Below are 22,723 nucleotides of genomic sequence, written 5' to 3'. Positions count from 1 at the left end.
CATGTGACAGGGCGAGGCGCGTGCAGCGTTCCCTACTGGGTATGGATTTCCAGCGGCTGGCCCGCTGGCGGCGGCGTCGTGCCGTCCAGAATGCGCTGACCGTCGGTCTGGTCGTGCTCGGCCCCGTGCTGACCATGATGACCTTCCTGATCCTCGGCGGGCCGTTGGACCGTGGCTCGTCCTCGCCCCTGTTGCGGCTGATCCTGTTGGCCGATCTTGTCTATGTGATGATCGTGGCGGGGCTGGTGATCCAGCGCGTCGCGGTCCTGATCGTGGCGCGGCGCAACCAGTCCGCCGGATCGCGTCTGCACTTGCGGCTGACCGGCGTTTTCGTGGCGCTGGCGTTGATCCCCACGGTGCTGGTCGCGATCTTTGCGGTGCTGTCGATCAACCTCGGCTTCGAAGGCTGGTTTTCCGAACGGGTGCAGAACGTGCTGGGCACGTCGCTGACCACCGCGCAGGCCTACGATGGCGAGGAGCGTTCGGAATTGCTGCGCGATGCCAATGCCTTGGCAGCCTATCTTGATACGGAAAGACAGGCCAACTTCTTCATGAACGATGGTGACGTGCGGCAGGCCATCGGCGCGGTGCAAAACCAGCTCGACCGCGGTTTGTCGGAGGTGTTCTTCATCGACGGCAGCGGCAACATCATGACGCGCGGCGCGCGGTCCTATGATTTCAATTACGAACGCCCGACCGCCGCAGATTTCACCGCCGCCACCGCCAATGGCGGCCACCTGATCGAGGATGGCGCCAACAACGAATTCCGCGCCCTGCTGCCGCTTCCCAGCTTTCAGGACCGCTACCTCTATGTCACCCGCGCGGTAGACGGCCAGATCCTGTCGCTGCTGGATGATACGCAGGAAACCGTGGCGCTGTACGAACAACTGGAGCGGGACCGGGGACAGCTGCTGTTCCAGTTTGGATTCCTCTATCTTGGGTTCGCGCTGATCCTGATCCTGGCCGCCACATGGCTGGGTTTGCAGTTCGCCGAACGGCTGTCGCGCCCCGTCGGGCGGCTGGTGACGGCGTCGCAACGGGTCGGTGCCGGCGATCTGGACGTGCGCGTGATCGAGGACGACGGCGACGACGAAATCAGCCAGCTGGGCCACTATTTCAACCAGATGACACGCCAACTGAAGGATCAGCGCACCGAATTGATGGACAGCAACCGGCTGTTCGATTCGGTGCTGAGCTCTGTGACTTCCGGCGTGGTCGGACTGGATGCCGATGGCCGCATCGCATTCCACAACCCGTCCGCGGCACGCCTGCTGGACGTGGAGGCTGGGCCCGGGGCGCAGTCGCTGGCGGTCGCTGTGCCGGAGTTCGGACCGCTGTTCGACCGCCTGCGGCGCGAAAACCGCGCGGTGGTGCAGGAACAGATCAACCTCGTGCGGGGCGGCACGCAGGAAAGCCTGCTGGTTCGCATGGCGTTGCGCAACGGGCCGCGCGGCACGCTGGATGGCTATGTCGTGGCCTTCGACGACGTGACGGATCTGGTCAGCGCACAGCGGATGGCGGCGTGGGGCGACGTGGCCCGGCGCATTGCGCACGAGATCAAGAACCCGCTGACACCGATCCAGCTGTCGGCGGAACGGATCAAGCGCAAGTTTTCCGCCGAGGTCAGCGACAGCGCCAAGCTGGACCAGATGACCGACGTGATCGTGCGCCAGACCAACGACCTGCGTCGGATCGTGGACGAGTTTTCCAAGTTCGCGCGGATGCCCGAACCGCAACTGGCGCGGGGCGATCTGGTCACGCTGCTGCGCGACGCCGTGACGTTGCAAGAGGCGGGTCAGCCCGGCGTCGCGATCACGCTCGATCTGCCGGACGGCGGGCCGGTTCTGGCCGACGTGGACGAGACGATGATCGGTCAGGCGTTGAACAATCTGATCAAGAACGCGGGCGAAGCGATTGAATCGCTTGTGGAACGTGACGGTGCGCCTGTCGCCGACCCGCAGATCCGCATCGGCCTGACCCGCACCGCGCTGCAGGCGCAGATCACCGTGGCCGACAACGGCATCGGCCTGCCGGAGGACCGCGCACGGCTGTTCGAGCCCTACGTGACGACCCGCGACAAGGGCACCGGCCTCGGCCTGCCCATCGTGCGCAAGATCATCGAAGAACATGGCGGCACCCTGTCACTGACGGATGCCACCCCTTTCGACGACACCGGCCGCCGTGGCGCCTGTGCCGTCATCCGGCTGCCACTGTCCCCGGTCGGGGCGGTGGCCAACAAGATACCAGCATGAGGTGTGCGACATGGGCGACATTCTGATTACCGACGACGAACGCGACATCCGCGAACTGATCGGCGACATCCTGCAGGACGAAGGGTTCGAGACGCGGCTCGCCGCGAATTCGGAACAATGCATGGCCGCGATCGCCAAGCAGAAGCCCGCGTTGATGATCCTCGACATCTGGCTGAAGGACAGCGGGATGGACGGGATCGACATCCTCAAGACCGTGAAGCGCGACCACCCGGACATTCCGGTCGTCATCATCTCGGGCCATGGCAACATCGAGATCGCGGTGGCCGCGATCAAGCAGGGCGCCTACGACTTCATCGAGAAGCCGTTCAACATCGATCAGTTGATGGTGGTGATCCGGCGCGCGATGGAAACCAGCCGCCTGCGCCGCGAGAACGTCGAGCTGAAGCGCGGCGATGCGATCCCTGCCGAGATGCTGGGCGACAGCGCCGCGTTCCGGTCGCTCAAGGCGCAGCTGGACAAGGTGACGAAGTCGAATGGCCGCGTGATGCTGTCCGGCCCCGCCGGGTCAGGCAAGGAAATCGCCGCCCGCTATATCCACGCCCACTCGGGACGCTCGAAAGCGCCCTTCGTCACCGTGAACTCGGCCAGCGTCGCGCCCGACCGGATGGAAGAGCTGCTGTTCGGCCGCGAAACCCCGGGTCGCGGCGTGGAAAAAGGGCTGCTGGAACAGGCGCATGGCGGCGTCGTCTATCTGGACGAGGTGGCCGACATGCCGCTGGGCACCCAGACCAAGATGCTGCGCGTGCTGGTCGACCAGTCGTTCCAGCGTGTCGGCGGTACGGAAAAGGTTCAGGTCGATCTGCGCTTCGTGTCGTCCACCAACCGCGATCTGGCCGCCGAGATCGCTGCCGGGCGGTTCCGTCAGGAGCTGTTCCACCGTCTGAACGTGGTGCCGATCCCCGTCCCCAGCCTCGAGGAGCGGCGCGAGGATATCCCCGTGCTGGCCGCGCATTTCATCGCCATGCTGAACCGCACGCAGGGCCTGCCGCTGCGCGATCTGGCCGAGGATGCCCGTGCCTTGCTGCAGACCATGCTGTGGCCCGGCAACGTACGCCAGCTCAAGAACGTGGTGGAACGCGTGTTGATCCTCGGCGACGCGCAGGGGCCGATCAGTGCCCGTGAACTGCCCTCATCCGAGGAGGCCCCCGCAGGCGACGGGCGCATCGTGCTGTCGGGGGGCCTTGCCACCCTGCCGCTGCGCGAGGCGCGCGAGCTGTTCGAGCGGGAATACCTGCTGACGCAGATCAACCGTTTTGGCGGCAACATCAGCCGCACCGCGTCCTTCGTCGGCATGGAACGCAGTGCGTTGCACCGCAAGCTGAAGTCGCTGGGCGTCGCCACGGCGAACAAGGCCGGTGCGCGGATCGCCTATCTGGAAGAGGAAAGCTGAGTGCTGCCCCCGTGGCGGCGGAATTGACGCCTCACCCTGCCTCTGTCACGAGGGGCCAACACGGACGGGAGCGGCGCCCATGAAGGTCATCATCTGCGGGGCAGGTCAGGTCGGCTGGCAGATCGCGCGCCATCTGTCGCGCGAGAACAACGACGTGACCGTGGTGGACAGCGATCCCGATCTGGTGCGCCGGGCGACCGATGTCCTTGACGTGCAGGGTATCTCCGGCTTCGCGAGCTACCCCGACATCCTCGAACGCGCGGGCGCGCGGGATGCGGACATGATCATCGCAGCCACCTATTCGGACGAAGTGAACATGGTGACCTGTCAGGTCGCCCATTCCGTCTTCGGCATCCGCCGCAAGATCGCCCGACTGCGCGCGCAGACCTACCTCGCGTCCGCCTACAGCGAACTGTTCGCCCGCGATCACTTGCCCATCGACGTGGTGATCAGTCCCGAACGCGAGGTGGCGAATGCGGCCCTGCAGCGGCTGGCCTCCCCCACGGCATTCGATACGGAAAGCTTCCTCGACGGGCGGGGCATGCTGATGGGCCTGAACATCGCGGCGGACTGTCCCGTGGTGAACACGCCGCTGCGGCAGTTGACGGACCTGTTCTCGACCCTGCGGGCGGTCGTGGTGGGCATTAGGCGGGCGGGGCGGCTGTTCGTCCCCACGGCCAAGGATCAGCTTTTCGCCGGTGACGACGCCTATGTCTTCACCCACACCGACGACGTGCCGCGTACGCTGGAAATCTTCGGCAAGGCACAAACCCGGCAGGAGCGCATCGTCATCATCGGCGGCGGCAACGTCGGGCGTGCCGTGGCGCTGGCGCTGGAACAGCGGACCGACCGCCTGCGCGTGCGCATGATCGAAAAATCGCGCGTCGTGGCCGAGGAGGCCGCCGACATGCTGGACCGGACCATCGTTCTGAACGGCGACGGTCTGGACAGCGCGCTGCTGGACGAGGCGGGGATCACCTCTGCCGACGCGGTGCTGGCCGTGACCGACGACGACAAGACGAACCTGCTGGCCGCCGTCCGCGCCAAGGAGATGGGCTGTCGCATGGCGATCTGTCTGGTCAACGATCCCACGCTGATCCCGCTGATGGGGCCGCTGGCCATCGATGCCTACATCAACCCGCGCTCCACCACCGTCAGCTCGATCCTGCGCCACGTCCGCCATGGCCGCGTGCGTGAGGTCTATTCCATCGGCGACGCCGAGGCGGAGTTGCTGGAGGCGCAGGTGCTGGGCACGTCGCCGCTGGCCGGGCAAAAGATCCGCGACGTGGCCTTTCCCGAAGGTGCGCTGGTCGGCGGCGTGCTGAAGCCCGGCGGCATGGTCAAGCCGACCGGTGAAACCCGGATCGAGGAAGGCGACATCGTCGTCATCTTCGCCATGGCTCAGGACGTGCCAGAGGTCGAGCGCCTGCTGCAGGTCTCGATCGACTTCTTCTGACATGACCCGGACCCTTGCCCCATGCTAGGCCGGACCCTGCGCACGCTGCCGTTGTTCGTCCTGCTGATGGGCGTGGGGGCCGTGGCGATGCTGCTGCCGGCCCTGCACGCCTGGGCGTCGCGGGATTTCGCATCAATGCGGGCCTTTTCCTATGCGGCGCTGCTGTTTGCGCTGCTGACCGGGTTGATCGCGCTGGCCACCACCGGGCGGCAGCCCCGTTCGGCGGCGCGAAGCCAGCTGCTGACGTTGCTGCTGGCCTATGCCCTGCTGCCGCTGATGTTCGCCGTGCCGTTCCAGGAGGCGGGGCGCAACATCACCTTCTTCGACGCCTGGTTCGAGATGGTCAGCAGCTTTACCACCACCGGTGCCGCGCTGTTCGAGGATGCGGGCCGCCTGCAACCGTCGCTGCATCTGTGGCGCGCGACCGTGGGCTGGCTCGGCGGTCTGCTGGCGTGGATCATGGCGATCGCGATCTTTGCGCCGATGAACCTCGGCGGGTTCGAGGTGCGCACGGCGGGCGGTGGGCCGCGCGCCTCGGCCAGCCACTTCAACCAGATCGGGCGCACGACGCTGGTGCAGGACCGGCTGTTTCGCCATGCCGGCACGCTGGTGCCGATCTATGCGGCCCTGACCTTCGTGCTGTGGCTCGGCCTCGTGATTGCGGGCGAGGTGCCCTACATCGCGCTGTGCCATGCGATGGCGGTGCTGTCGTCGTCAGGCATCTCGCCGATCGGCGGGCTCTACTTCGCGACCTCCGGCGTGTGGGGCGAGATGCTGATCTTTGCCTTCTTCGTTTTCGCGCTGTCGCGGCTGACCTTTTCGCGGGGCATGTTCGGCGACAGCGATGCGCGTCTGCGCCGCGACCCGGAAATGCGGCTGGCCTTTGGTCTGATCGCAGGCACGACGATCCTGTTGTTCGCGCGCCACTTCATCATCACGGTCGAGGAGGGAGCACCCAATGGGCTGACGGATCTGTTCGCCTCGGTCTGGGGCAGCCTGTTCACCGTCACGTCCTTTCTGACCACGACGGGGTTCGAATCGCGCTACTGGGAAGGGGCGACCGTCTGGTCCGGCCTCGAGACGCCGGGGCTGTTCCTCGTGGGCCTCGCGCTGATCGGTGGCGGGGTGGCGACGACGGCGGGCGGGGTCAAGCTGCTGCGCGTCTATGCGCTGGCGCGCCATTCCGAACGCGAGGTGGAGCGTCTGCTGCACCCGTCGTCGGTCGGCGGTGGCGGTCGCGAGGCACGGATGATCCGCCAGCAGGGCGCCTATGTGGCGTGGATCTTCTTCATGCTGTTCGCGCTGTCTGTGGCGGCGACCATGCTGTTGCTGTCCCTGACCGGCGTGCAGTTCGAGACGGCGATGGTGCTGACCGTGGCGTCGTTGTCCAATACCGGACCGCTGGCCATCGTCGCCGCGGAACAACCCATCGCCTACGCGGGGCTGCCGTATCTGGCGCAGACCGTGCTGGCGGGGGCGATGGTGCTGGGGCGGCTGGAAACGCTGGCGATCGTGGCCTTGTTCAATCCAGAGATCTGGCGCAGATAGCCCTTGCATCTTTTGGGCTGGCACATCACAGGCCGTCCCGACATAATCACATTCAGTCATTCGGCCGGTCAGCGGCCGCAAGAATAAAACAGGGTCAATTCCATGGCGTCCGACAAGGCCAATCTGCAAGATGCATTCCTGAACCACGTCCGCAAGACCAAGGTGCCCGTCACGATCTTTCTGGTGAACGGGGTCAAGTTGCAGGGCGTCATCACATGGTTCGACAGCTTCTGCGTCCTGCTGCGCCGCGACGGGCAATCGCAACTGGTCTACAAGTCGGCCATTTCGACGATCATGCCATCCCAACCCATCAGCCTGTACGAAGGCGAGGAATAATTTGTTCGAACGCGACCGGCCCGTCACGCGGGCCTTTGTCCTGCACCCCGACCTGAAATCCGACCGTCATCGCCGGGACGCCGACCCGGCCCTCGAAGAGGCGGTGTCGCTGGCCGCGGCGCTGCCCGACCTCAACGTGGTGGGGGCAGAGATCGTGCGCCTGCCCAAGCTGCATCCCGGCATGCTGTTCGGCAAGGGCAAGATCGCCGAGCTGAAGGTCCGCATCAAGGACGAGGCGGCGGAGCTGGTCCTGATCGACGGTCATGTGACGCCCGTGCAGCAGCGCAACCTAGAGAAGGAGTGGGGCGTCAAGCTGCTGGACCGGACCGGACTGATCCTCGAGATCTTCTCCGACCGCGCCCGCACCGCCGAGGGCGTGCTGCAGGTGGAAATGGCGGCACTGTCCTATCAGCGCACGCGTCTGGTGCGGGCCTGGACCCACCTGGAGCGGCAGCGCGGGGGCTTGGGTTTCGTCGGCGGCGCCGGCGAGACGCAGAACGAGGCGGACCGCCGTGCGATCGACCTGCAACTGCAGAGCCTGAAGGCGCAGCTGGCCAAGGTGGTCAAGACCCGCGCCCTGCACCGGGCCGCACGCGCCAAGGTGCCCTATCCGATCGTGGCCCTCGTGGGGTATACCAACGCGGGGAAATCCACGCTGTTCAACCGCCTGACCGGGGCGGACGTGTTCGCCAAGGACATGCTGTTCGCCACGCTGGACCCCACCATGCGGCAGATTGATCTGCCGCACGGCGACAAGATCATCATGTCCGACACCGTGGGCTTCATCTCGGACCTGCCGACGGAACTGGTCGCCGCATTCCGCGCCACGCTGGAGGAGGTGTTGGACGCCGACCTGATCGTTCACGTGCGCGACATCAGCCATCCGCAGAGCACTGAACAATCCGAAGACGTCATGGCGATCCTGACGGCGCTCGGCGTATCCGACACCGCCCCCCTGCTAGAGGTGTGGAACAAGGTGGACCGCCTGCCGGACGAGGCGCGGGCGGGTGTGATGACGCAATCCGCGCGCACCGACGACGTATTCGCCACCTCTGCCATCACTGGCGAGGGGCTGGACGCGCTGCTGGCCGCGATCACCGAAAAGACCCGCGACCCGCGCACGACCGAGACGCTGACGCTGGGCTTCGATGCGGGACGCGAACGGGCGTGGCTGTTCGATGCCGGCGTAGTGACATCCGAAGAGCAGACCGAGGACGGCACCCGGCTGGAGGTGTTCTGGACCGCGTTGCAAAAGGAACGCTTCAGCCGATTGCCTGAATGAACGGTGCATGCGGCGGTGCCAGCACGATGCCGGCGCGTTCGGGATCGTCCGTGCCGACAGGGTTCGCGTGCGCGTGCGGGGTCGACGCACCCGGCGCATCGTCCGGGCGCATCGTGTCGCAGGTCCATGTGACAAGTCTGGCACGGCCTTCCTGCTTGGCGCGGTACAGCGCCGCGTCGGCGCGGTGCATGACCTGATCCAGCGTCTCTCCCGCGATGCGGCTGGCGGCGCCGGCGGACAGCGTCAGATGCAGCGGTGCGGCCAGCGCATCGTGCCGCACGGCGATCGTGGCACAGATCCGGTTGCCGAACAGCCCGAGGGTCGCGGGATCGCGCCGTGCGTAGATCCCGAACTCCTCGCCACCGATCCGCGCCAGCACGTCATCCGACGTGGTCACGTCGCGCAGCCGGGCGGCCACCGCCCGCAGGCACATGTCGCCGACTGCGTGGCCATAGGTGTCGTTGACCTGCTTGAAGTGGTCGGCGTCGATGATGATGACGATACCGCCTGCGTCGTCAGTCATCAGATCCTGCGCCTGCGCGACGAAGGCGCGGCGATTCATCAACCCCGTCAGCATGTCGGTGCCGGCCAGTTCGACCAGTTTCTTGTGCAGGACATAGGATCGCCCGATGGCATAGAGCGCCAGCCACAGGAAGGGCGCACCCGAAAAGAAGGTCGTCAGGAACCGTAGTCCGTGCGCCATGTGGAACCGACCCGTCAGGCCCCATTCGACGCCAAGTGACACGAGGTGGATGGCGACGCTGAACAGCGCGAATTTCACCGCCGCATCAAGCCGCGATTTCGGGGCCGTCGCCCGGATCAGGCGTGTCGCCATGAGTTTGAGAGATCGTACCATGGATCAGGCCCCGCTGTGCGACGAAAACGCCGCCACGCTGGCCTGATGCCCATCCGTCAGGCCCGCACGATACGGCCTTGCGGCACATGGCACGTCACCATCGATCGCAGCATCCCGCGACCTTCCTGCCGATTGCATCGCCCGCGCCTCCGTTCAGGGTCATCCTGTCCGGGCGACCATGGCGCAGGACCCCTTATGATCCCCTTAATGCGCGGGGTCTGCGTTCACTGTGCCTCGGTCGGTTGCAGTCGGGTCGTGCCCAGCGCCGCCGCGCGCGCCAGATCCGGGTCGAGCGACATGGGAATGTACTCGCCGCGCCGCCACAACTCGCCAAGATTGTCGTAATAACGCGACAGGAAATGTCCGGACTGCCCGGTGGCTGTGACGAAGACCGAGCTGTCGGGGTCGGCGAAGTCGTAGACGCCGCGATAGCCCGCCGCATGCACGTTCAGGAACGGGTCGGGGCCGGTGCCGGTGGTACGTCCGCGCATCAGCGTGTGATCGCCGCCGCTGGTCGACTGGCGGATGTTCACGAACCACTGCAGCACCGGCACCGTGCCCAGCGTCGGGTGGTCGTGGGTCGCCTGATGCGCGTCACCCCAGCGCAGGGTTTCGAGGTTGGTGCCGTAAGTCTCTCCGATCCAGATCAGCGCGTCGTCCAGCGCCTGCCGAGAGATGTCGGTGCAGGTTTCCACCGGGGCGGACTGGATCACGTCGCACCACACGGCGGCCCCGTCCACGTCGCGGAACACCCGTTCTACGAACACCGGGTCGGCCCGGGTGAACTCGGCGGACAGGGGCCCCAGCTCGTCTCTGGTCAGGCGGTCCTGCAGGGCGCGCAGCCATGCGGCATAGATCAGCGGTTCCGGCAGATGCTCGTTCATCTCGCCGTTCCAGTTGGCCAGAAGGGTCAGCGCGATCTGGCGGCGGCGTTCCGGCGTACCGTCGGCGGCGGCGTCGCCGGTGAACCACAGATCGGCCCCCATCAGCGGCAGCAAGGCGCGGGCGGTGAAGCTGACGGTGTCGAGTTGCGCTTCGATGAAGCTGTCGCGGGTGTGCACCTGACGGCTTTGCATCAGCAGCCGCCAGCGGTTGATGCGCTGCGTGTCGCCCCACAGAAAGCTGACATGGTTGGGAAAGGGCCGGTCGACGGTCTTGTTGTTGGTGTTGCCGACGATCCCGCCTTCGGGGGCAAGGAATTCGGGGTTGTCCGCATAGGGTGTCATGGCGGACCAGCGGTTCTGCGGCAGATAGCCGTAGGACGGCAGGCGCCCCATGCTTTGGTGCGCGGCATCGCGCAGGGGGATGCTGCCGATGGTCTTCATCGCGATGTCGGTGCGGTCGGCCAGCGTCAGGTTCTGGGCGGGGGCGATGTAGCCTTCGGCGGCGGCGATGGCTTGTTCGATGGTCAGCGACCGCATCATGCCCATGGCCGCACTGGCCGATGTGTCGTCGCCCCGCAGGGCGGTCCACGACAGGCTGGCGACATGACCGGGCGGCGTGACGGTCCCGACGTCATAGACCTCTGGCGGCAAGACGGGACCATTGTCGGTCCAGCGCAAGGTCAGGGTCACGGCAGAAGCGTCCTTGACCGTGACGATGCTGTTGCGGCTGCGGAAATCGGCCCAGCCGTCGGGCGTGCGGTACTGATTGGGGTCGTCGGGGTTCACCTCCTCGATGAACAGGTCCTGATCGTCCACGTAGCCGGACGTGATGCCCCAGCCCAGATCCGCGCTGCGTCCCGACAGCACGATGGGCAGGCCGGGCACCGTCGCCCCGATCACGTCGCCGGACTGCAGTTGCAGCCGCGCCAGATACCACACGGTCGGCGCGGTCAGCCCCAGATGCGGGTCGCTGGCCAGCAGCGTCGATCCGGTGGCCGAGCGTGTGATGCCCGCCGCCCAGGCGTTGGACGCCCCCGCAAGGTCGAACGGCTTGACCGGAGACAGCGCGTCGGACGGCCCGCGCGTATTGGCCGCGTAGCGCGGCACGTCGCCGATCAGGGCGGCATATTCGGGCAGGGCCGCGATGCCGCTTGTGGGATCGTCGGGCAGGATGTCGGCCAGCCGCTCCGGCGACACGATGAGGGATGTGCGGGCGCGCAGCACCTCTGCACTGGCCTGACCGGACAGTTGGAGGGCCAGCAGCTTGAGGATGGCGATGCTGTCGGCGGGCTGCCAGGGCGCGATGGGGGCGTTAAACACCCACATCTCCGGCGCGCCGCGCCCGCGCGACCCTTCGTTGATCTCGGCCAGCCACGCGTTCACGCCGGCGGAATAGGCGGTCAGCATGGCGGTGGTGGGGGCGTCCTGTGCCGCCACCGACGACACGGCGAGGCCGTAGAGGTCGAGGCGGCGCAGCAGCGTGTCGATGGGCAGGGTGCGCGTCCCGAACAGTTCCGACAACCGTCCCTGCACGGTGCGGCGCAGCATCGTCATCTGCCAGAGCCGGTCCTGCGCATGGGCGTAGCCCAGCGCAAAGAACACGTCGTCGTCGCTCGCGCCGAAGATGTGCGGCACGGCGGCGTTGTCGCGCACGATGTCGACCGGAGCGTCCAGACCCGCGACCGCATAGGTCCCGTCGTAGTCGAGCAGGGAGCGGGATGCGAAATACCAAACCAGCACGGTGGCCGCGACGAAGAGGACAACGGCCCCGGTCGCGATCCGCAACAGCCACTTGAAGATGCGCGCCATGGTGTTCCGTCCCCGCCGATCGGGCCCCGTCGATCAGGCCCCGTGTCCGAACCCCGTTCTAGCGCGTCGGTGGCGCTGCTGCCACGGCGGAATCGCGGCGCGTCAGCCGAAGTTGACCCAGAGCGCGCCGAGGCCCACGACGACCTCTGCCGCGAGGAACTTCCACTTCAATGCGCTGGTGCCGTCGAGGATCAGCGATGTGGCGCGACCGATGGCAGCCCCTGTCCAGGCGCAGCCGATCATGCCGTAGGCGATGGGATCGCCGATCAGCAGCGCGCCGACGCCCAGACCCACGAAGAGCGCGCCGGAGGCGGCGCGGATCTCGCTCGGTCCCATGTTGCCGGAGCCTTGCTTCAGATCGAGCATGTCCATCGTGTAGCGCGGCGCGAACCAGCCGATGACGCCGAGGCCGATGCTGGCGAGGGCGAAGAGAATGTTGAGAATGTCCATGGGTGAGGGTGCCTTTGGTTGCTGTCCTGTGTTGATCTAGCCGGGGACGGCGGCAGGACCAGACCGTCATAGACGGCGCTGCAGTTGCGTGTCGCGGGGGCCAGCCCCCGCACCCCCGGGATATTTCCGACCAGAAGAAGGGGACGGCGGCCCCTCGATTTGCGGAAATGTGGGTCTCAGATCGCGGTCGCGGTTGGACGTTGGAGCGACGCTGCTCTGCAAAAAGGGGCGGCGCTTTTGGCGCCGCCCCTTTCTCAGGGGTCAGTGCGGACCGTCGGCGGTGGCGATCAGAACCCGGCCTTGATCAATTCGAACGTCTCGGCCTGCCGCTCGCGTGCCGCATTGCTCATCGGCAATTGCGCCAGCACCGGCACGTCGATGGGTTCGAGGCCCGCCGCGACCAGTTGTTCCTGTGTGATCTCGGAGGTCAGGGCCGCCTGGTTCGACGTGCCGAATCCGTTCTCGAGCAGCGGCATCGCCGAGGACGGGGCCAGCATCGCGTTGATGTAGTCGTAGGCCTTGTCCTCGCTGCCCTGACCGTCGGCGAGGTTGACGTAGCCGCACAGCCACAGCGACGAGCCTTCGGTCGTGTTGCGCTGGAAGCCGATGGGGCGGCCTTCCGCGACCATCGTCGGATAGGTCTCGTTCCAGGCCCAGCTGACCAGGATCTCGCCGGACGCCATCAGCTGCGCCAGTTCGGCAGGGTCGGTCCAGTAGGTGCGCAGGTTCGGATGGACTTCGCGCAGCCAGGTGGCGGCGGCCTCGAACTGTGCGTCGGTGGCTTCGGTCCAGTCGGCGACGCCGGTGGCGAGGTAGGCCAGCGCAAAGGCGTCATCCACGTTGTCGGGCAGCGACACGCGGCCCTGATACTTGGGGTCCTTGAAGACCTGCAGCGACGCCACGTCCTCGGCGGGGACCTCGTCGGGGTTGTAGGCGATGCCGGTCGAGCCGAAGTCGGTGGGGATGAAGAACACACCGTCGGTCGCGGCCACGTCGGTGCCGGTCAGGTTGCTGTCCAGATCGCCGTAGGCGGTGATGCGGGTGGTATCCCACTCCTCCAGGATGCCGCTTTCGGCCCATTTGGTGACCGAACCCGCGCAGATATGCGCGATGTCCGCCTGAAAGCCCGACCTGATCTTCTGGAAGGCCTCGTCTTCGTCGCCGAAGAAGCTGAAGGTCGGAGCGGCGCCATGCGCCTCGATATAGGCGGTGTGATAGTCCGGCACCTCGAAGCCGGGATAGTCGAGGATCAGCAATTCGCCGTCCTGTGCCATGGCGGTGGTCGCGAGAGCCGTGCCTGCCAGCAGGGCAAGCGCCGTGCCGGCGATCAGGGTCTTGGTGGTCATCGTCAGGTCCTCCTTCGTGTTCCGCAGGTGACGTTAGGGGGCGGAACAGGGACGGGCAAGCAGGAATGGCCGGGCGCGGCCCGTTGCTGCGCCGTTTGCCGATTTTGCAGGCAGGATATGTATTTGCGGACTTTTCAGCCGGCCCGGTTCCGTGTCAGCATGGTGGCCAGCGACAGGGCGGAGTGGTGGACATGCGATCAGGGTGTGGCAGGTGGGGCGCGACCGATCAGGGAGGCCTGCCGCGATGATCGACCGCGCCTATTGTCGCCGGATGGCACGTTACAACGCCTGGCAGAACCGCAGCCTGTGGGCCGTGATGGAGCCGCTGTCGCAGTCGGTCCTGACCGACGATGCGGGCCTGCCGCAGGGATCGGTGCTGGGCACGCTGAACCATCTGCTGTGGCTGGACCGGATGTGGCTGTCGCGCCTGTACAAGATGACGCCGCCCCCGGTGACGGAGCTTGAGGCCGTCGATCTGACCGCCACGCCCGCCGCGTGGTGGGCCGAGCGGTTCCGCACCGACGGCGCGCTGCGGATGTGGGCTGACACGCTGGCGACGGTCGATCTGCACGGGCAGATCGCCTTCTGGTCGATCAGCAGGCACAGCGACGTGATCGTGCCGCGTGATGCCTGCGTGATCCATCTGTTCACCCAGCAGACCGACCTGCGCGCACGGGTGCGGCAGGTGCTGGGGGCGGTGGGCCATGCGCTGCCGCCCACCGCACTGTTCCTGATGCCGGAGGAGTGAAAGCGTGCAAGAGGGAGTGGACGACATGTTCGACGCGCTGATCGTGGACAAGGACGCCGACGGACAGGTGCGGGCCGGGGTGCAGCGCATCGCCGTCGACCGGTTGCCCGCAGGCAACGTGACGGTGGCAATCGAGTGTTCGACCGTGAACTACAAGGACGGGCTGTGCCTTGGGTCCGGTGGCGGGCTGGTGCGGACATGGCCGCACGTGCCCGGCATCGATTTCGCCGGCACGGTCGAGGTATCGGACGATCCCCGCTATGCCCCCGGCGACCGCGTCGTGCTGACCGGCTGGCGCGTGGGCGAGGCGCGCTGGGGCGGGTATGCGCAGAAGGCGCGGGTGGATGCGGACTGGCTGGTGCCGCTGCCTGACGGGCTGACACCGCGGCAGGCGATGGCGGTGGGCACGGCGGGCCTGACGGCCATGCTGGCCGTCATGGCGCTGGAGGATCACGGCATCAAGGACGGTCCCGTGCTGGTCACCGGGGCGGCGGGCGGCGTGGGGTCCGTCGCCACCGCGCTGCTGGCCGCACTCGGGCATCCGGTCGCCGCCGTCACCGGGCGGCCCGAGGCGGCGGATTACCTGATGAGCCTTGGCGCGACCGAAGTCGTGGCGCGCGCCGATCTGGCCGAAACTTCACGCAAACCGCTGGAGGCGGAGCGGTGGGGCGGCTGCGTCGACGCGGTCGGCGGTGCCATGCTGGCCCGCGTGCTGGGGCAGATGCGCTATGGCGCCTCGGTCGCGGCGGTGGGGCTGGCGGGCGGGTCCGACCTGCCCGCGACGGTAATCCCGTTCCTGCTGCGCGGCGTGAACCTGCTGGGCATCGACAGCGTGATGCAGCCCTTCGTGGCGCGGCAAAAGGCGTGGGCGCGCATCGCACGCGACCTGCCGCTGGACAGGCTGGAGGCGATGATCGTGCCCGCCACCCTGTCCGATCTGCCGCGGCTGGGGGCCGACATTCTGGCGGGCCGGGTGCGGGGGCGCGTTGTGGTGGACGTGAACGCGTGACCTGCGGCGCGTGACAAAACGGCGGATTTCCGCTTGCATGCTGGGTCTGGTGGGCTAGGTGCCTCCGCTTATGCACCTGACCCGAGCGGGAAACCTTATCCGATGACCATCAAACCGCCCTTGCGCGATCTCGACATCACGACGGCCGACACGGGATTTTACGAAGGGTTCAACCCATACGTGACCCTTGGGGCCAAGATCGCGATCGGTCTGCTGATCGTCTGGGCCGCGGTCTGGTCGGAAACGGCCGGCAATGTGCTGACAGCCGTGCGGTCCACCATCGATGCCAACACCGGTCCGTGGTACATGGCCATCGTCACCTTCTTCATCGTCACCGCCTTTGCCTTGGCGCTGACGCCCGCCACCGGGCGGTTGAAGCTGGGCCAGCCCGGCGACGAGCCTGAGTTCCGCTGGTTTTCGTGGGTGTCGATGATGTTCGGCGCGGGGATCGGCATCGGGATGCTGACCTATGCCACGGCGGAACCGCTCAATCACTTCGGCAGCAATCCCGAGGTCATCCGAGGTCTGACCACCGCGAACGGGGCAGACAATGTCCGCGACGCGTTCAAATGGTCGTTCCTGCACTGGGGCCTGTCGGCCTGGGCCTGCTATGCCATCGTCGGGCTGTCGCTGGCGTTCTTCTCCTATGCGCGCGGGCTGCCGCTGACGATCCGGTCCGGCCTCACGCCGCTGTTCGGTCGCGCGCTGGAAGGGCCGCTCGGCCACGTCATCGACGTCGTGGCGGTCGTGGCCACGATCCTCGGCGTGGCGGTGACCATCGGCTACGGCGTGTCGCAGTTCGCATCGGGCGTCTTCTACATCACGGGCGCGGAGTGGCTGATGCAGGACGGCGTCCCGACGGTCAGCGCCATGCTGGCCGCACTTGGCGTTGTCATGACGCTGTCGGTGATCTCTGCCCTGTCGGGCGTCGGTCGCGGGATCAAGTGGCTGTCAAACGTCAACATGGGGCTGTCGTTCTTCATCCTCGCGTTCCTGCTGGTGTTCGGATCGACGCTGTTCGCGCTGCGCGGGTTGGCGGTGGGTCTGTGGGATTACCTGACGGCGCTGCCGTGGATGTCGGTGCGGCTGTTCCGCGGTGACGGCACGGGTGGCGTGGTCGATGCGCTGGCGGGTTGGCAGGGCGACTGGACGATCTTCTACTGGGCATGGTGGATCGCCTTCGCGCCTTTCGTGGGCCTGTTCCTTGCGCGGATCAGCAAGGGGCGCACGGTGCGCGAGTTCATCCTGGGGGCCATGATCGCGCCGACGGCGATGTGCTGCATCTGGTTCGCCATCGCCGGTGGCACGGCCATCGACCTGACGCTGAACGGCGGCGCGGGCGATGCGATCACCGGGGTAGAGATCTCCAGCCAGCTCTTTGCCATGATCGAGGTGATGCTGTCGCCCGGATGGGCCGTGGCGATGAGCACCGTGATCGTGGTCCTGCTGCTGACCTATCTGATCACCTCCGCCGACAGTGCGATCCTGATCGTCAACACCATCGCCGCCGCCGGCGACGACAGTCAGAAGGGTCGGGTCCACATCGTCATGTGGGGCGTCATACTGGCGCTGGCGATCGGGGCGCTGCTGGTGGCAGGGGGTCTCGATGCGATCAACACCGCCATGATCATCGGAGCGTTGCCGTTCAGCCTCGTCATGGTGCTGATGGCGGTCTCGCTGCTCAAGGCGCTGATCCGCGACGGGCGCAGGCGTGCCGAAGGGCAGGACACCACGACCATCCCGGCGGAATGACGAAATGCAGGGCGGCGTGCAAATGCCGCCCCACAGGCGTTGAAGCACCGCCATGCGCACTAGGTTGCCGCGTATGACAGATACATCCCCCCTTATCCTGTGGTTCCGCCGCGACCTGCGGCTGGGCGACCACCCCGCCTTGACCGAAGCCTGCGCCGCAGGTCGCCCGGTCATCCCCGTGTTCATCCATGATCAGGTCGTGGCCGGGCAGGGCGCCGCACCGCGCTTTCGCCTCGGTCTGTCAGTGGCGGCCTTGCGGGACAGCCTGAAAGGCAAGTCCTCGGGCCTGACCTTGCGCAAGGGCGACGCGCTGGAGGTCCTGCGGGCCTTGGTGAAGGAGACGGGGGCGACCGCCGTCTGGTGGTCGCGCCTTTACGATCCCGACGCCAAGGCACGCGACACCGCGGTGAAGGCCGCGCTGAAGGGCGACGGCATCGACGCCCGCAGTTTCGCCGGCCACCTGCTGTTCGAGCCGTGGGACGTCGAGACCAAGACGGGCGGCTTCTACAAGGTCTATACGCCGATGTGGAAGGCGGTGCGCGACACCGACATCCGCGCGACCCTGCCTGTACCGGGCAAAATCCCGGCCCCCGACACATGGCCCGCCAGCGACAATCTGGACGACTGGCGCATGGGTGCCGACATGCGGCGCGGCCACGACGTGGTCCTGTCGCACTGCACCATGGGCGAGGCTGCGGCGACCAGCCGCCTTGGCGCGTTCATCGCGCACCGGGTCGCGGACTATGCCACCGCCCGCGACCTGCCGGGCGTCGACGGCACGTCCGGCCTGTCGGAAAACCTGACCTACGGTGAAATCAGCCCCCATGCCTGCTGGCACGCGGGCCAGCGTGCCCTGCACGACGGCAAGGGGGAGGCCGAGGTATTCCTCAAGGAGCTCGTGTGGCGCGAGTTCGCCTACCACCTCGTCCACCACACGCCCCGCATCGTCAGCGGCAACTGGAAAGAGGATTGGGACGCCTTTCCCTGGAACACCGACGCGCGACGCAAGGAGGTGCAGGCCTGGCAGCAGGGGCGCACGGGCATCCGGTTCGTCGATGCGGCGATGCGCGAATTGCAGGTGACGGGGCGGATGCACAATCGGGGCCGGATGATCGTCGCGAGCTATCTGACGAAGCACCTGATGACCGACTGGAAGATCGGTCTGGACTGGTTCGCGGAACAGTTGATCGACTGGGACCCGGCCAGCAACGCGATGGGCTGGCAGTGGGCGGCGGGATCGGGGCCTGATGCGGCCCCCTACTTCCGCGTGTTCAACCCGGTCACGCAGCTCGAGAAGTTCGACAAGGGCGGTGCCTACGGCAAGGCGTGGCTGGCGGAAGAGTATGCCAAGCCCAGCGGGACGGCGCTGCAGTTCTACGACGCGATTCCACTGCAGTGGAACATGTCGCCGGACGACGCCTATCCCGATCCGATCGTCAGCGCCGAGGATGGCCGCAAGGCCGCCCTCGACGCCTATGAAAAACGCGGGTTCTAGGCGGTCGCGTGGGCTTGCCGGAACGAGATCAGCCGGTTCGACTGCGCGTCCCACAGGTCGAGTGATGCGCAGCGCAGGCTTTGGCGCAGGGTCATGCGGCTGACCTCGACCAGTTCCTTATGGTCGCGCAACACGTCGGGCAACCGATAGAACGGGATCCGGCTGTAGAGGTGATGCACGTGGTGGATGCCAATGTTGGCGGTCATCCACGCCAGCGGCTGCGGCAGGTCATAGTGCGAACTGCCGTGCAGCGCCGCTTCGTGCAACTGCCAGTCGGGGTCCTGTTCCCACATCGTCGTCTCGAACTGGTGCTGGACGTAGAACAGCCAGACGCCCGCCGATGCGGCGATCAGGATCGGCGGAAAGAACACGACCGCGACCGCCAGCCAGCCGCCGCCCCACCACGTCGCGGCCACGATGAGGCCGATGGCGAGGTTGGTCAGCATTGCCGACAACCAATAGCGCGCGCCTTGCGTCATCAGACCCAGCGGCAGGCGGTTCTGCAGCAGGAAAAGATAGCTCGGCCCCAGACCGAACATCACCAGCGGGTGGCGATACAGCCGGTACGCCAGTCGCCGCAGGGGCGACAGGGCGCGATACTCCTCGACCGTCAGCGTCGTCACGTCGCCGATGCCGCGATGGTCGAGGTTGCCGGCATGCGAATGGTGGATCGCATGGGTGCGCCGCCACACGTCGTAGGGCGTCAGCGTGACGATGCCCAAGAGCCGCCCCGTCCAGTCGCTGAGGTGGCGGTTCACGAAGAACGACCCGTGCCCGCAGTCGTGCTGGATCGCGAACAACCGCACGAGGAAGCCGCCGTTCACGATGCCGACGGCCAGCGCCAGCGACCAGTGGACCTGCAGGGCGAACCATGCGGCGACCCACAATGCGGCAAAGGCGGCCAGCGTGATGCTGAGTTCCCACGCGCTGCGGCGGGTGTCAGGATCGCGGTAAGCGGCGAGGATGCGTACCCAGTCACGGGCGGTTTCGGGCGGCGCGGGTGTCGTCCGGGTCATGTCTTGCGTCTGTCCATTGGGGGCATGGACACCGCGATAAACGAGATGTGGTGGATCACAAGACAATTCCGCGACACCGGACGCACGGCATTGCGACCGATGGCCGCGCACGCGCCGCTGGCCGGTGATGTTTGGTCACGGTAACGACAGGGGCAGCAACTAAATCGGCGCGCTTGCGTGACTTCACCGATTAAATGATTAAAACAAGACAAGCGCCCGCACACGAGGCGCAGGCGACAGACAGGACCTGGCATGATTTTGACGACGACTGACGGGCAAGACGGCCTGCCACGTTACTTTGCAACTGTCTTCAAGATGATGGGTGCGCTGAAACGCGGGCGGCTGGATGTGGTTCTGCCCGACGGTCGCCGCTTTCGGGCCGAGGGGGCGCAGCCCGGCCACGTGGCCGAAGTCGTAGTACACGATGCGGACGTGTTCGCCCGCATGGTGCGAGAAGGCGATCTGGGCCTGTGCGACGCCTATCTGGACGGCTGGTGGTCGACGCCCGATCTGATGGCCTTCATGGATCTGATCCACGATGACGCGGAAGACCTCTATGACGGGTTTCCCGGCCAGTTCCTCGTGCGGACGTTCGAGCGGATCCGGTTCTGGTTCCAGAGCAACTCCAAGAAACAGGCCCGCAAGAACATCGAATACCATTACGATCTGGGCAACGATTTCTACGGCCTGTGGCTGGACGACACGATGACCTATTCCTCGGCCAAGTTCGAGACGGGTCAGGAGGACATGGAAAAGGCGCAGATCGCCAAATATGCCTCCATGGTCGACCAGATGGGCGTGAAACCCGGCGATCATGTGCTCGAGATCGGGTGCGGCTGGGGTGGCTTCGCCGAATACGCCGCCGCCGAACGCGGGCTGCGCGTGACCGCGCTGACGATCAGCAAGGAGCAGTTCAAATACGCCGTCGACCGCATCGAGAAGGCCGGTCTGTCCGACCGCGTGACCTTCAAGTTGCAGGATTACCGGGACGAGACGGGGATCTATGACGGGATCGCCAGCATCGAGATGTTCGAGGCGGTGGGCGAGCAATACTGGCCCGTCTATTTCAAGACCGTCCGCGACCGCCTGAAACCCGGCGCAAATGCGACATTGCAGATCATCACCGTCGCCGACCGTCGATGGGAAGTCTACAAGCGCGGACCCGATTTCATCCAGAAATACATCTTTCCGGGCGGCATGCTGCCCAGCCCCGGCGCCTTGAAGGCCGAGATCGGGCGCAACGACCTGCGCGTTGTCCGCTCGGTCGAGTTCGGGCAAAGCTATGCCGTCACCCTGCGGCGCTGGCACGACACGTTTAACGCCAAGTGGGACAAGGTGTCGGCGCTCGGCTTCGACGATCGGTTCCGGCGGATGTGGAATTTCTACCTCACCTCTTGCGCCGCGACCTTTGCCAGTGAAAACTGCGACGTGACACAGATCACGATCACGCGCAGCGCCTGAAGTGGTGCGCGCACCGGGGGACCACCCATGCCAACTGCTGGACGGCTGACGGGCGCCATGGCCTATGCCCTGTTGGGCGGGGTGCTTGCATGGTTGTTGATACCGTTCTTCGATGCGGGGCGCGTTCCGGACTATTGGGCGGCCACGTGCGTCGGCACGGGCCTGCTCGTCGGCTGGATCCTTGTGGGAACCCGCGTTAATCAACGGACGGGCGTCGCCATCGGGACCGGATTGACGGCGGCGGCGGCGCTGGCGTTCTGGGTCCTGTTCATCATCGGCGCGCGCCGGATGATCGCCGACAGCATGCGTGGACGCTACGACGGCCCGACGGACGCGGTGATCGGCGTCTTTGCCAACATGATCGACGATGGGCAGCAGTTCGCGGACCCCGCGATCCTGCTGCTGCTGGTGCTGGGGTCGCTGGCTGCCGCGCTGCTGACCAACCTGATCGGCACGCGGTTCCGCTGATGGACCTTTTCCTTTGGGGGCCGTTGCTGGATGCCGACCTGTGCGGCTGCGTGACTGGCGTGCCGTGTGACGCGGTGCCTGCCGTGCTGCAGGGTATGCGGGTGCAGACGGCGGCGGATGGCGGCTGGCCGATGCTGCTCGACGATGCCACGGCCAGCGTGGAGGGGCGTCTGATCCGCAATCCGGGCGCGGGCGTGCGCCAGCAGCTGTCGGCGTGGCACGCGTTGGTCGCACCCCGACCGCTGCAGGTGGTGGTGGCGGTCGACGGCACGCCGTGCCCGGCAACGCTCTGGACGGGACGGGGTGCCGCCGGTGCCGGGGCCGACTGGTCGCTGGCGACGTGGCAGACGGGCCATGGCCCGGTCTGGCGTGCGGCGGCGGCAGAGCTGTTCGCCCATGGCCTGCCGGACATGGACGCGGCCCGCTGGCAGTTTCCCGTGATGTTGAAACGGGCGTGGGCGCAGGCCTGTGCAGCCCGCGATCCACGTCCGGCCACGCTGCGCCATGCCGCACAGGTGGGCGACGTGAGTGTGACTGACCGCGCTCCGCCGCTGGGCCGCTTCTTCCGCCTTCAGGGCTTCGATGTCACGCACCGGCGCTTCGACGGCCAGTCGCAGGGTCCGCTGCCGCGAGAGGTGATGGTCGGCGTCGATGCGGTCATGGTGCTGCCCTACGATCCGCAGCGCGACCAGGTACTGCTGGTGGAACAGATCCGCATGGGCGTGCTGCTGCGCGGCGATCCGAATCCGTGGATGCTGGAACCCGTGGCGGGGATGATCGACGCGTTCGAGACGCCGGAACAGGCCGCCCTGCGCGAAACGCGCGAGGAAGCGGGGCTGGACGTGATCTTGCGGCACGTCGCGTCCTTCTATCCCTCGCCGGGCAACGCGACCGACTATTTCCACACCTATGTCGGCCTGTGCGACCTGCCGGACGACATGGCGCGCATCGGCGGGCTGGCGGACGAGCACGAGGATCTGGCGCTGCATCTGCTGTCGCTGGATGACGCCATGGCGCTGGTCACCAGCGGCGAGATCGCGGTCGGGCCCTGCATCTCGCTCATCTGCTGGCTGGCGCTGCACCGCGCGGCCCTGCGCCTTGAGTTCGCGTCACCAGCGGCCTAGGTAGGGCAGCAGACGCAGAC

At 66.6% G+C, this 22,723-nt stretch carries 18 protein-coding genes; 13 read left to right on the top strand and 5 right to left on the bottom strand.

Annotated elements, in window-relative coordinates; translation table 11 throughout:
- The first annotated feature begins 41 nt into the window (after positions 1–41).
- The 6 genes from BMX16_RS14315 to hflX all read left to right on the top strand — a co-directional run bounded on the left by BMX16_RS14315 (position 42) and on the right by hflX (position 8,285).
- The gene (locus BMX16_RS14315) at positions 42–2,252 is read left to right on the top strand and encodes a sensor histidine kinase NtrY-like (protein ID WP_089905008.1); all 2,211 of its coding nucleotides are present in this window, start codon (positions 42–44) and stop codon (positions 2,250–2,252) included.
- A 10-nt stretch (positions 2,253–2,262) separates the two neighbouring features.
- Positions 2,263–3,663 carry a nitrogen assimilation response regulator NtrX gene (gene ntrX, locus BMX16_RS14310; RefSeq protein ID WP_089905027.1) on the top strand — a complete coding sequence of 467 codons (1,401 nt, stop codon included), beginning with the start codon at positions 2,263–2,265 and terminating at the stop codon, positions 3,661–3,663.
- Positions 3,664–3,685: 22 nt separating this feature from the next.
- The gene (gene trkA / locus BMX16_RS14305) at positions 3,686–5,119 is read left to right on the top strand and encodes a Trk system potassium transporter TrkA (protein ID WP_342707825.1); all 1,434 of its coding nucleotides are present in this window, start codon (positions 3,686–3,688) and stop codon (positions 5,117–5,119) included.
- Between the two features lie 21 nt (positions 5,120–5,140).
- On the top strand, positions 5,141–6,667 hold the full coding sequence (locus BMX16_RS14300; RefSeq protein ID WP_089905003.1) for a TrkH family potassium uptake protein: 1,527 nt from the start codon (positions 5,141–5,143) through the stop codon (positions 6,665–6,667).
- A 102-nt stretch (positions 6,668–6,769) separates the two neighbouring features.
- Complete coding sequence (hfq, locus tag BMX16_RS14295) at positions 6,770–7,003, top strand: RNA chaperone Hfq (protein ID WP_072855560.1); 234 nt, start codon at positions 6,770–6,772, stop codon at positions 7,001–7,003.
- Position 7,004: 1 nt separating this feature from the next.
- A complete protein-coding gene (gene hflX, locus BMX16_RS14290) occupies positions 7,005–8,285 on the top strand; it encodes a GTPase HflX (protein ID WP_089905001.1) in 1,281 nt (426 codons plus the stop codon).
- Here hflX and BMX16_RS14285 read toward each other — a convergent pair.
- The 4 genes from BMX16_RS14285 to BMX16_RS14270 form a co-directional block, all read right to left on the bottom strand.
- Complete coding sequence (locus BMX16_RS14285) at positions 8,266–9,141, bottom strand: GGDEF domain-containing protein (RefSeq protein ID WP_089904998.1); 876 nt, start codon at positions 9,139–9,141, stop codon at positions 8,266–8,268. The two genes, hflX and BMX16_RS14285, sit on opposite strands and share 20 nt — an antisense overlap.
- A 224-nt stretch (positions 9,142–9,365) precedes the next feature.
- Positions 9,366–11,834 (bottom strand): penicillin acylase family protein, encoded by a 2,469-nt coding sequence (locus tag BMX16_RS14280; RefSeq protein ID WP_089904996.1) that lies wholly within the window; start codon positions 11,832–11,834, stop codon positions 9,366–9,368.
- A gap of 102 nt (positions 11,835–11,936) precedes the next feature.
- Positions 11,937–12,284, bottom strand: a complete 348-nt coding sequence (locus BMX16_RS14275) for a DUF4345 family protein (RefSeq protein ID WP_089904994.1) — start codon at positions 12,282–12,284, stop codon at positions 11,937–11,939.
- Between the two features lie 287 nt (positions 12,285–12,571).
- A complete protein-coding gene (locus BMX16_RS14270) occupies positions 12,572–13,630 on the bottom strand; it encodes an ABC transporter substrate-binding protein (protein WP_089904992.1) in 1,059 nt (352 codons plus the stop codon).
- Between the two features lie 244 nt (positions 13,631–13,874).
- Here BMX16_RS14270 and BMX16_RS14265 point away from each other — a divergent pair, with 244 nt between their 5' ends.
- From BMX16_RS14265 to BMX16_RS14250, 4 genes are all read left to right on the top strand, one after another.
- Positions 13,875–14,378 (top strand): DinB family protein, encoded by a 504-nt coding sequence (locus tag BMX16_RS14265; protein WP_089904990.1) that lies wholly within the window; start codon positions 13,875–13,877, stop codon positions 14,376–14,378.
- Between the two features lie 25 nt (positions 14,379–14,403).
- On the top strand, positions 14,404–15,387 hold the full coding sequence (locus tag BMX16_RS14260; RefSeq protein ID WP_089905025.1) for an MDR family oxidoreductase: 984 nt from the start codon (positions 14,404–14,406) through the stop codon (positions 15,385–15,387).
- Positions 15,388–15,489: 102 nt separating this feature from the next.
- Positions 15,490–17,139 (top strand): BCCT family transporter, encoded by a 1,650-nt coding sequence (locus BMX16_RS14255; RefSeq protein WP_089904988.1) that lies wholly within the window; start codon positions 15,490–15,492, stop codon positions 17,137–17,139.
- A gap of 73 nt (positions 17,140–17,212) precedes the next feature.
- Positions 17,213–18,634: a cryptochrome/photolyase family protein gene (locus BMX16_RS14250; protein WP_089904986.1), complete on the top strand. Its 1,422-nt coding sequence runs from the start codon at positions 17,213–17,215 to the stop codon at positions 18,632–18,634.
- On the opposite strand, the gene BMX16_RS14245 is transcribed toward BMX16_RS14250, so the two are convergent.
- A complete protein-coding gene (locus tag BMX16_RS14245) occupies positions 18,631–19,650 on the bottom strand; it encodes a fatty acid desaturase (RefSeq protein WP_089904984.1) in 1,020 nt (339 codons plus the stop codon). The two genes, BMX16_RS14250 and BMX16_RS14245, sit on opposite strands and share 4 nt — an antisense overlap.
- Before the next feature lie 252 nt (positions 19,651–19,902).
- Between BMX16_RS14245 and BMX16_RS14240 the strand changes: the two genes are divergently transcribed.
- The 3 genes from BMX16_RS14240 to BMX16_RS14230 are packed head-to-tail and all read left to right on the top strand — an operon-like array spanning position 19,903 to position 22,703.
- A complete protein-coding gene (locus BMX16_RS14240; protein ID WP_089904983.1) occupies positions 19,903–21,111 on the top strand; it encodes an SAM-dependent methyltransferase in 1,209 nt (402 codons plus the stop codon).
- A gap of 27 nt (positions 21,112–21,138) precedes the next feature.
- Complete coding sequence (locus tag BMX16_RS14235) at positions 21,139–21,579, top strand: TrgA family protein (RefSeq protein WP_143058048.1); 441 nt, start codon at positions 21,139–21,141, stop codon at positions 21,577–21,579.
- Positions 21,579–22,703, top strand: a complete 1,125-nt coding sequence (locus BMX16_RS14230) for an NUDIX domain-containing protein (protein WP_089904979.1) — start codon at positions 21,579–21,581, stop codon at positions 22,701–22,703. The genes BMX16_RS14235 and BMX16_RS14230 overlap by 1 nt, the downstream gene beginning before the upstream one ends.
- Positions 22,704–22,723: the final 20 nt, after the last annotated feature.

Origin of the sequence: Loktanella fryxellensis (genome assembly GCF_900110065.1) — a bacterium.
Lineage (GTDB): Bacteria > Pseudomonadota > Alphaproteobacteria > Rhodobacterales > Rhodobacteraceae > Loktanella > Loktanella fryxellensis.
The sequence above is the reverse complement of the archived record's forward strand: the minus strand, read 5'-3'. Positions and strand labels throughout refer to the sequence as shown.

Excerpts from the sequence above, each read along its gene's own strand:
- BMX16_RS14315 (WP_089905008.1), top strand. The coding sequence starts at position 42 with ATGGATTTCCAGCGGCTGGCCCGCTGGCGGCGGCGTCGTGCCGTCCAG.
- ntrX (WP_089905027.1), top strand. The coding sequence starts at position 2,263 with ATGGGCGACATTCTGATTACCGACGACGAACGCGACATCCGCGAACTG.
- BMX16_RS14300 (WP_089905003.1), top strand. The coding sequence starts at position 5,141 with ATGCTAGGCCGGACCCTGCGCACGCTGCCGTTGTTCGTCCTGCTGATG.
- hfq (WP_072855560.1), top strand. The coding sequence starts at position 6,770 with ATGGCGTCCGACAAGGCCAATCTGCAAGATGCATTCCTGAACCACGTC.
- BMX16_RS14285 (WP_089904998.1), bottom strand. The coding sequence starts at position 9,141 with ATGGTACGATCTCTCAAACTCATGGCGACACGCCTGATCCGGGCGACG.
- BMX16_RS14280 (WP_089904996.1), bottom strand. The coding sequence starts at position 11,834 with ATGGCGCGCATCTTCAAGTGGCTGTTGCGGATCGCGACCGGGGCCGTT.
- BMX16_RS14275 (WP_089904994.1), bottom strand. The coding sequence starts at position 12,284 with ATGGACATTCTCAACATTCTCTTCGCCCTCGCCAGCATCGGCCTCGGC.
- BMX16_RS14270 (WP_089904992.1), bottom strand. The coding sequence starts at position 13,630 with ATGACCACCAAGACCCTGATCGCCGGCACGGCGCTTGCCCTGCTGGCA.
- BMX16_RS14265 (WP_089904990.1), top strand. The coding sequence starts at position 13,875 with ATGATCGACCGCGCCTATTGTCGCCGGATGGCACGTTACAACGCCTGG.
- BMX16_RS14260 (WP_089905025.1), top strand. The coding sequence starts at position 14,404 with ATGTTCGACGCGCTGATCGTGGACAAGGACGCCGACGGACAGGTGCGG.
- BMX16_RS14255 (WP_089904988.1), top strand. The coding sequence starts at position 15,490 with ATGACCATCAAACCGCCCTTGCGCGATCTCGACATCACGACGGCCGAC.
- BMX16_RS14250 (WP_089904986.1), top strand. The coding sequence starts at position 17,213 with ATGACAGATACATCCCCCCTTATCCTGTGGTTCCGCCGCGACCTGCGG.
- BMX16_RS14245 (WP_089904984.1), bottom strand. The coding sequence starts at position 19,650 with ATGACCCGGACGACACCCGCGCCGCCCGAAACCGCCCGTGACTGGGTA.
- BMX16_RS14240 (WP_089904983.1), top strand. The coding sequence starts at position 19,903 with ATGATTTTGACGACGACTGACGGGCAAGACGGCCTGCCACGTTACTTT.
- BMX16_RS14235 (WP_143058048.1), top strand. The coding sequence starts at position 21,139 with ATGCCAACTGCTGGACGGCTGACGGGCGCCATGGCCTATGCCCTGTTG.
- BMX16_RS14230 (WP_089904979.1), top strand. The coding sequence starts at position 21,579 with ATGGACCTTTTCCTTTGGGGGCCGTTGCTGGATGCCGACCTGTGCGGC.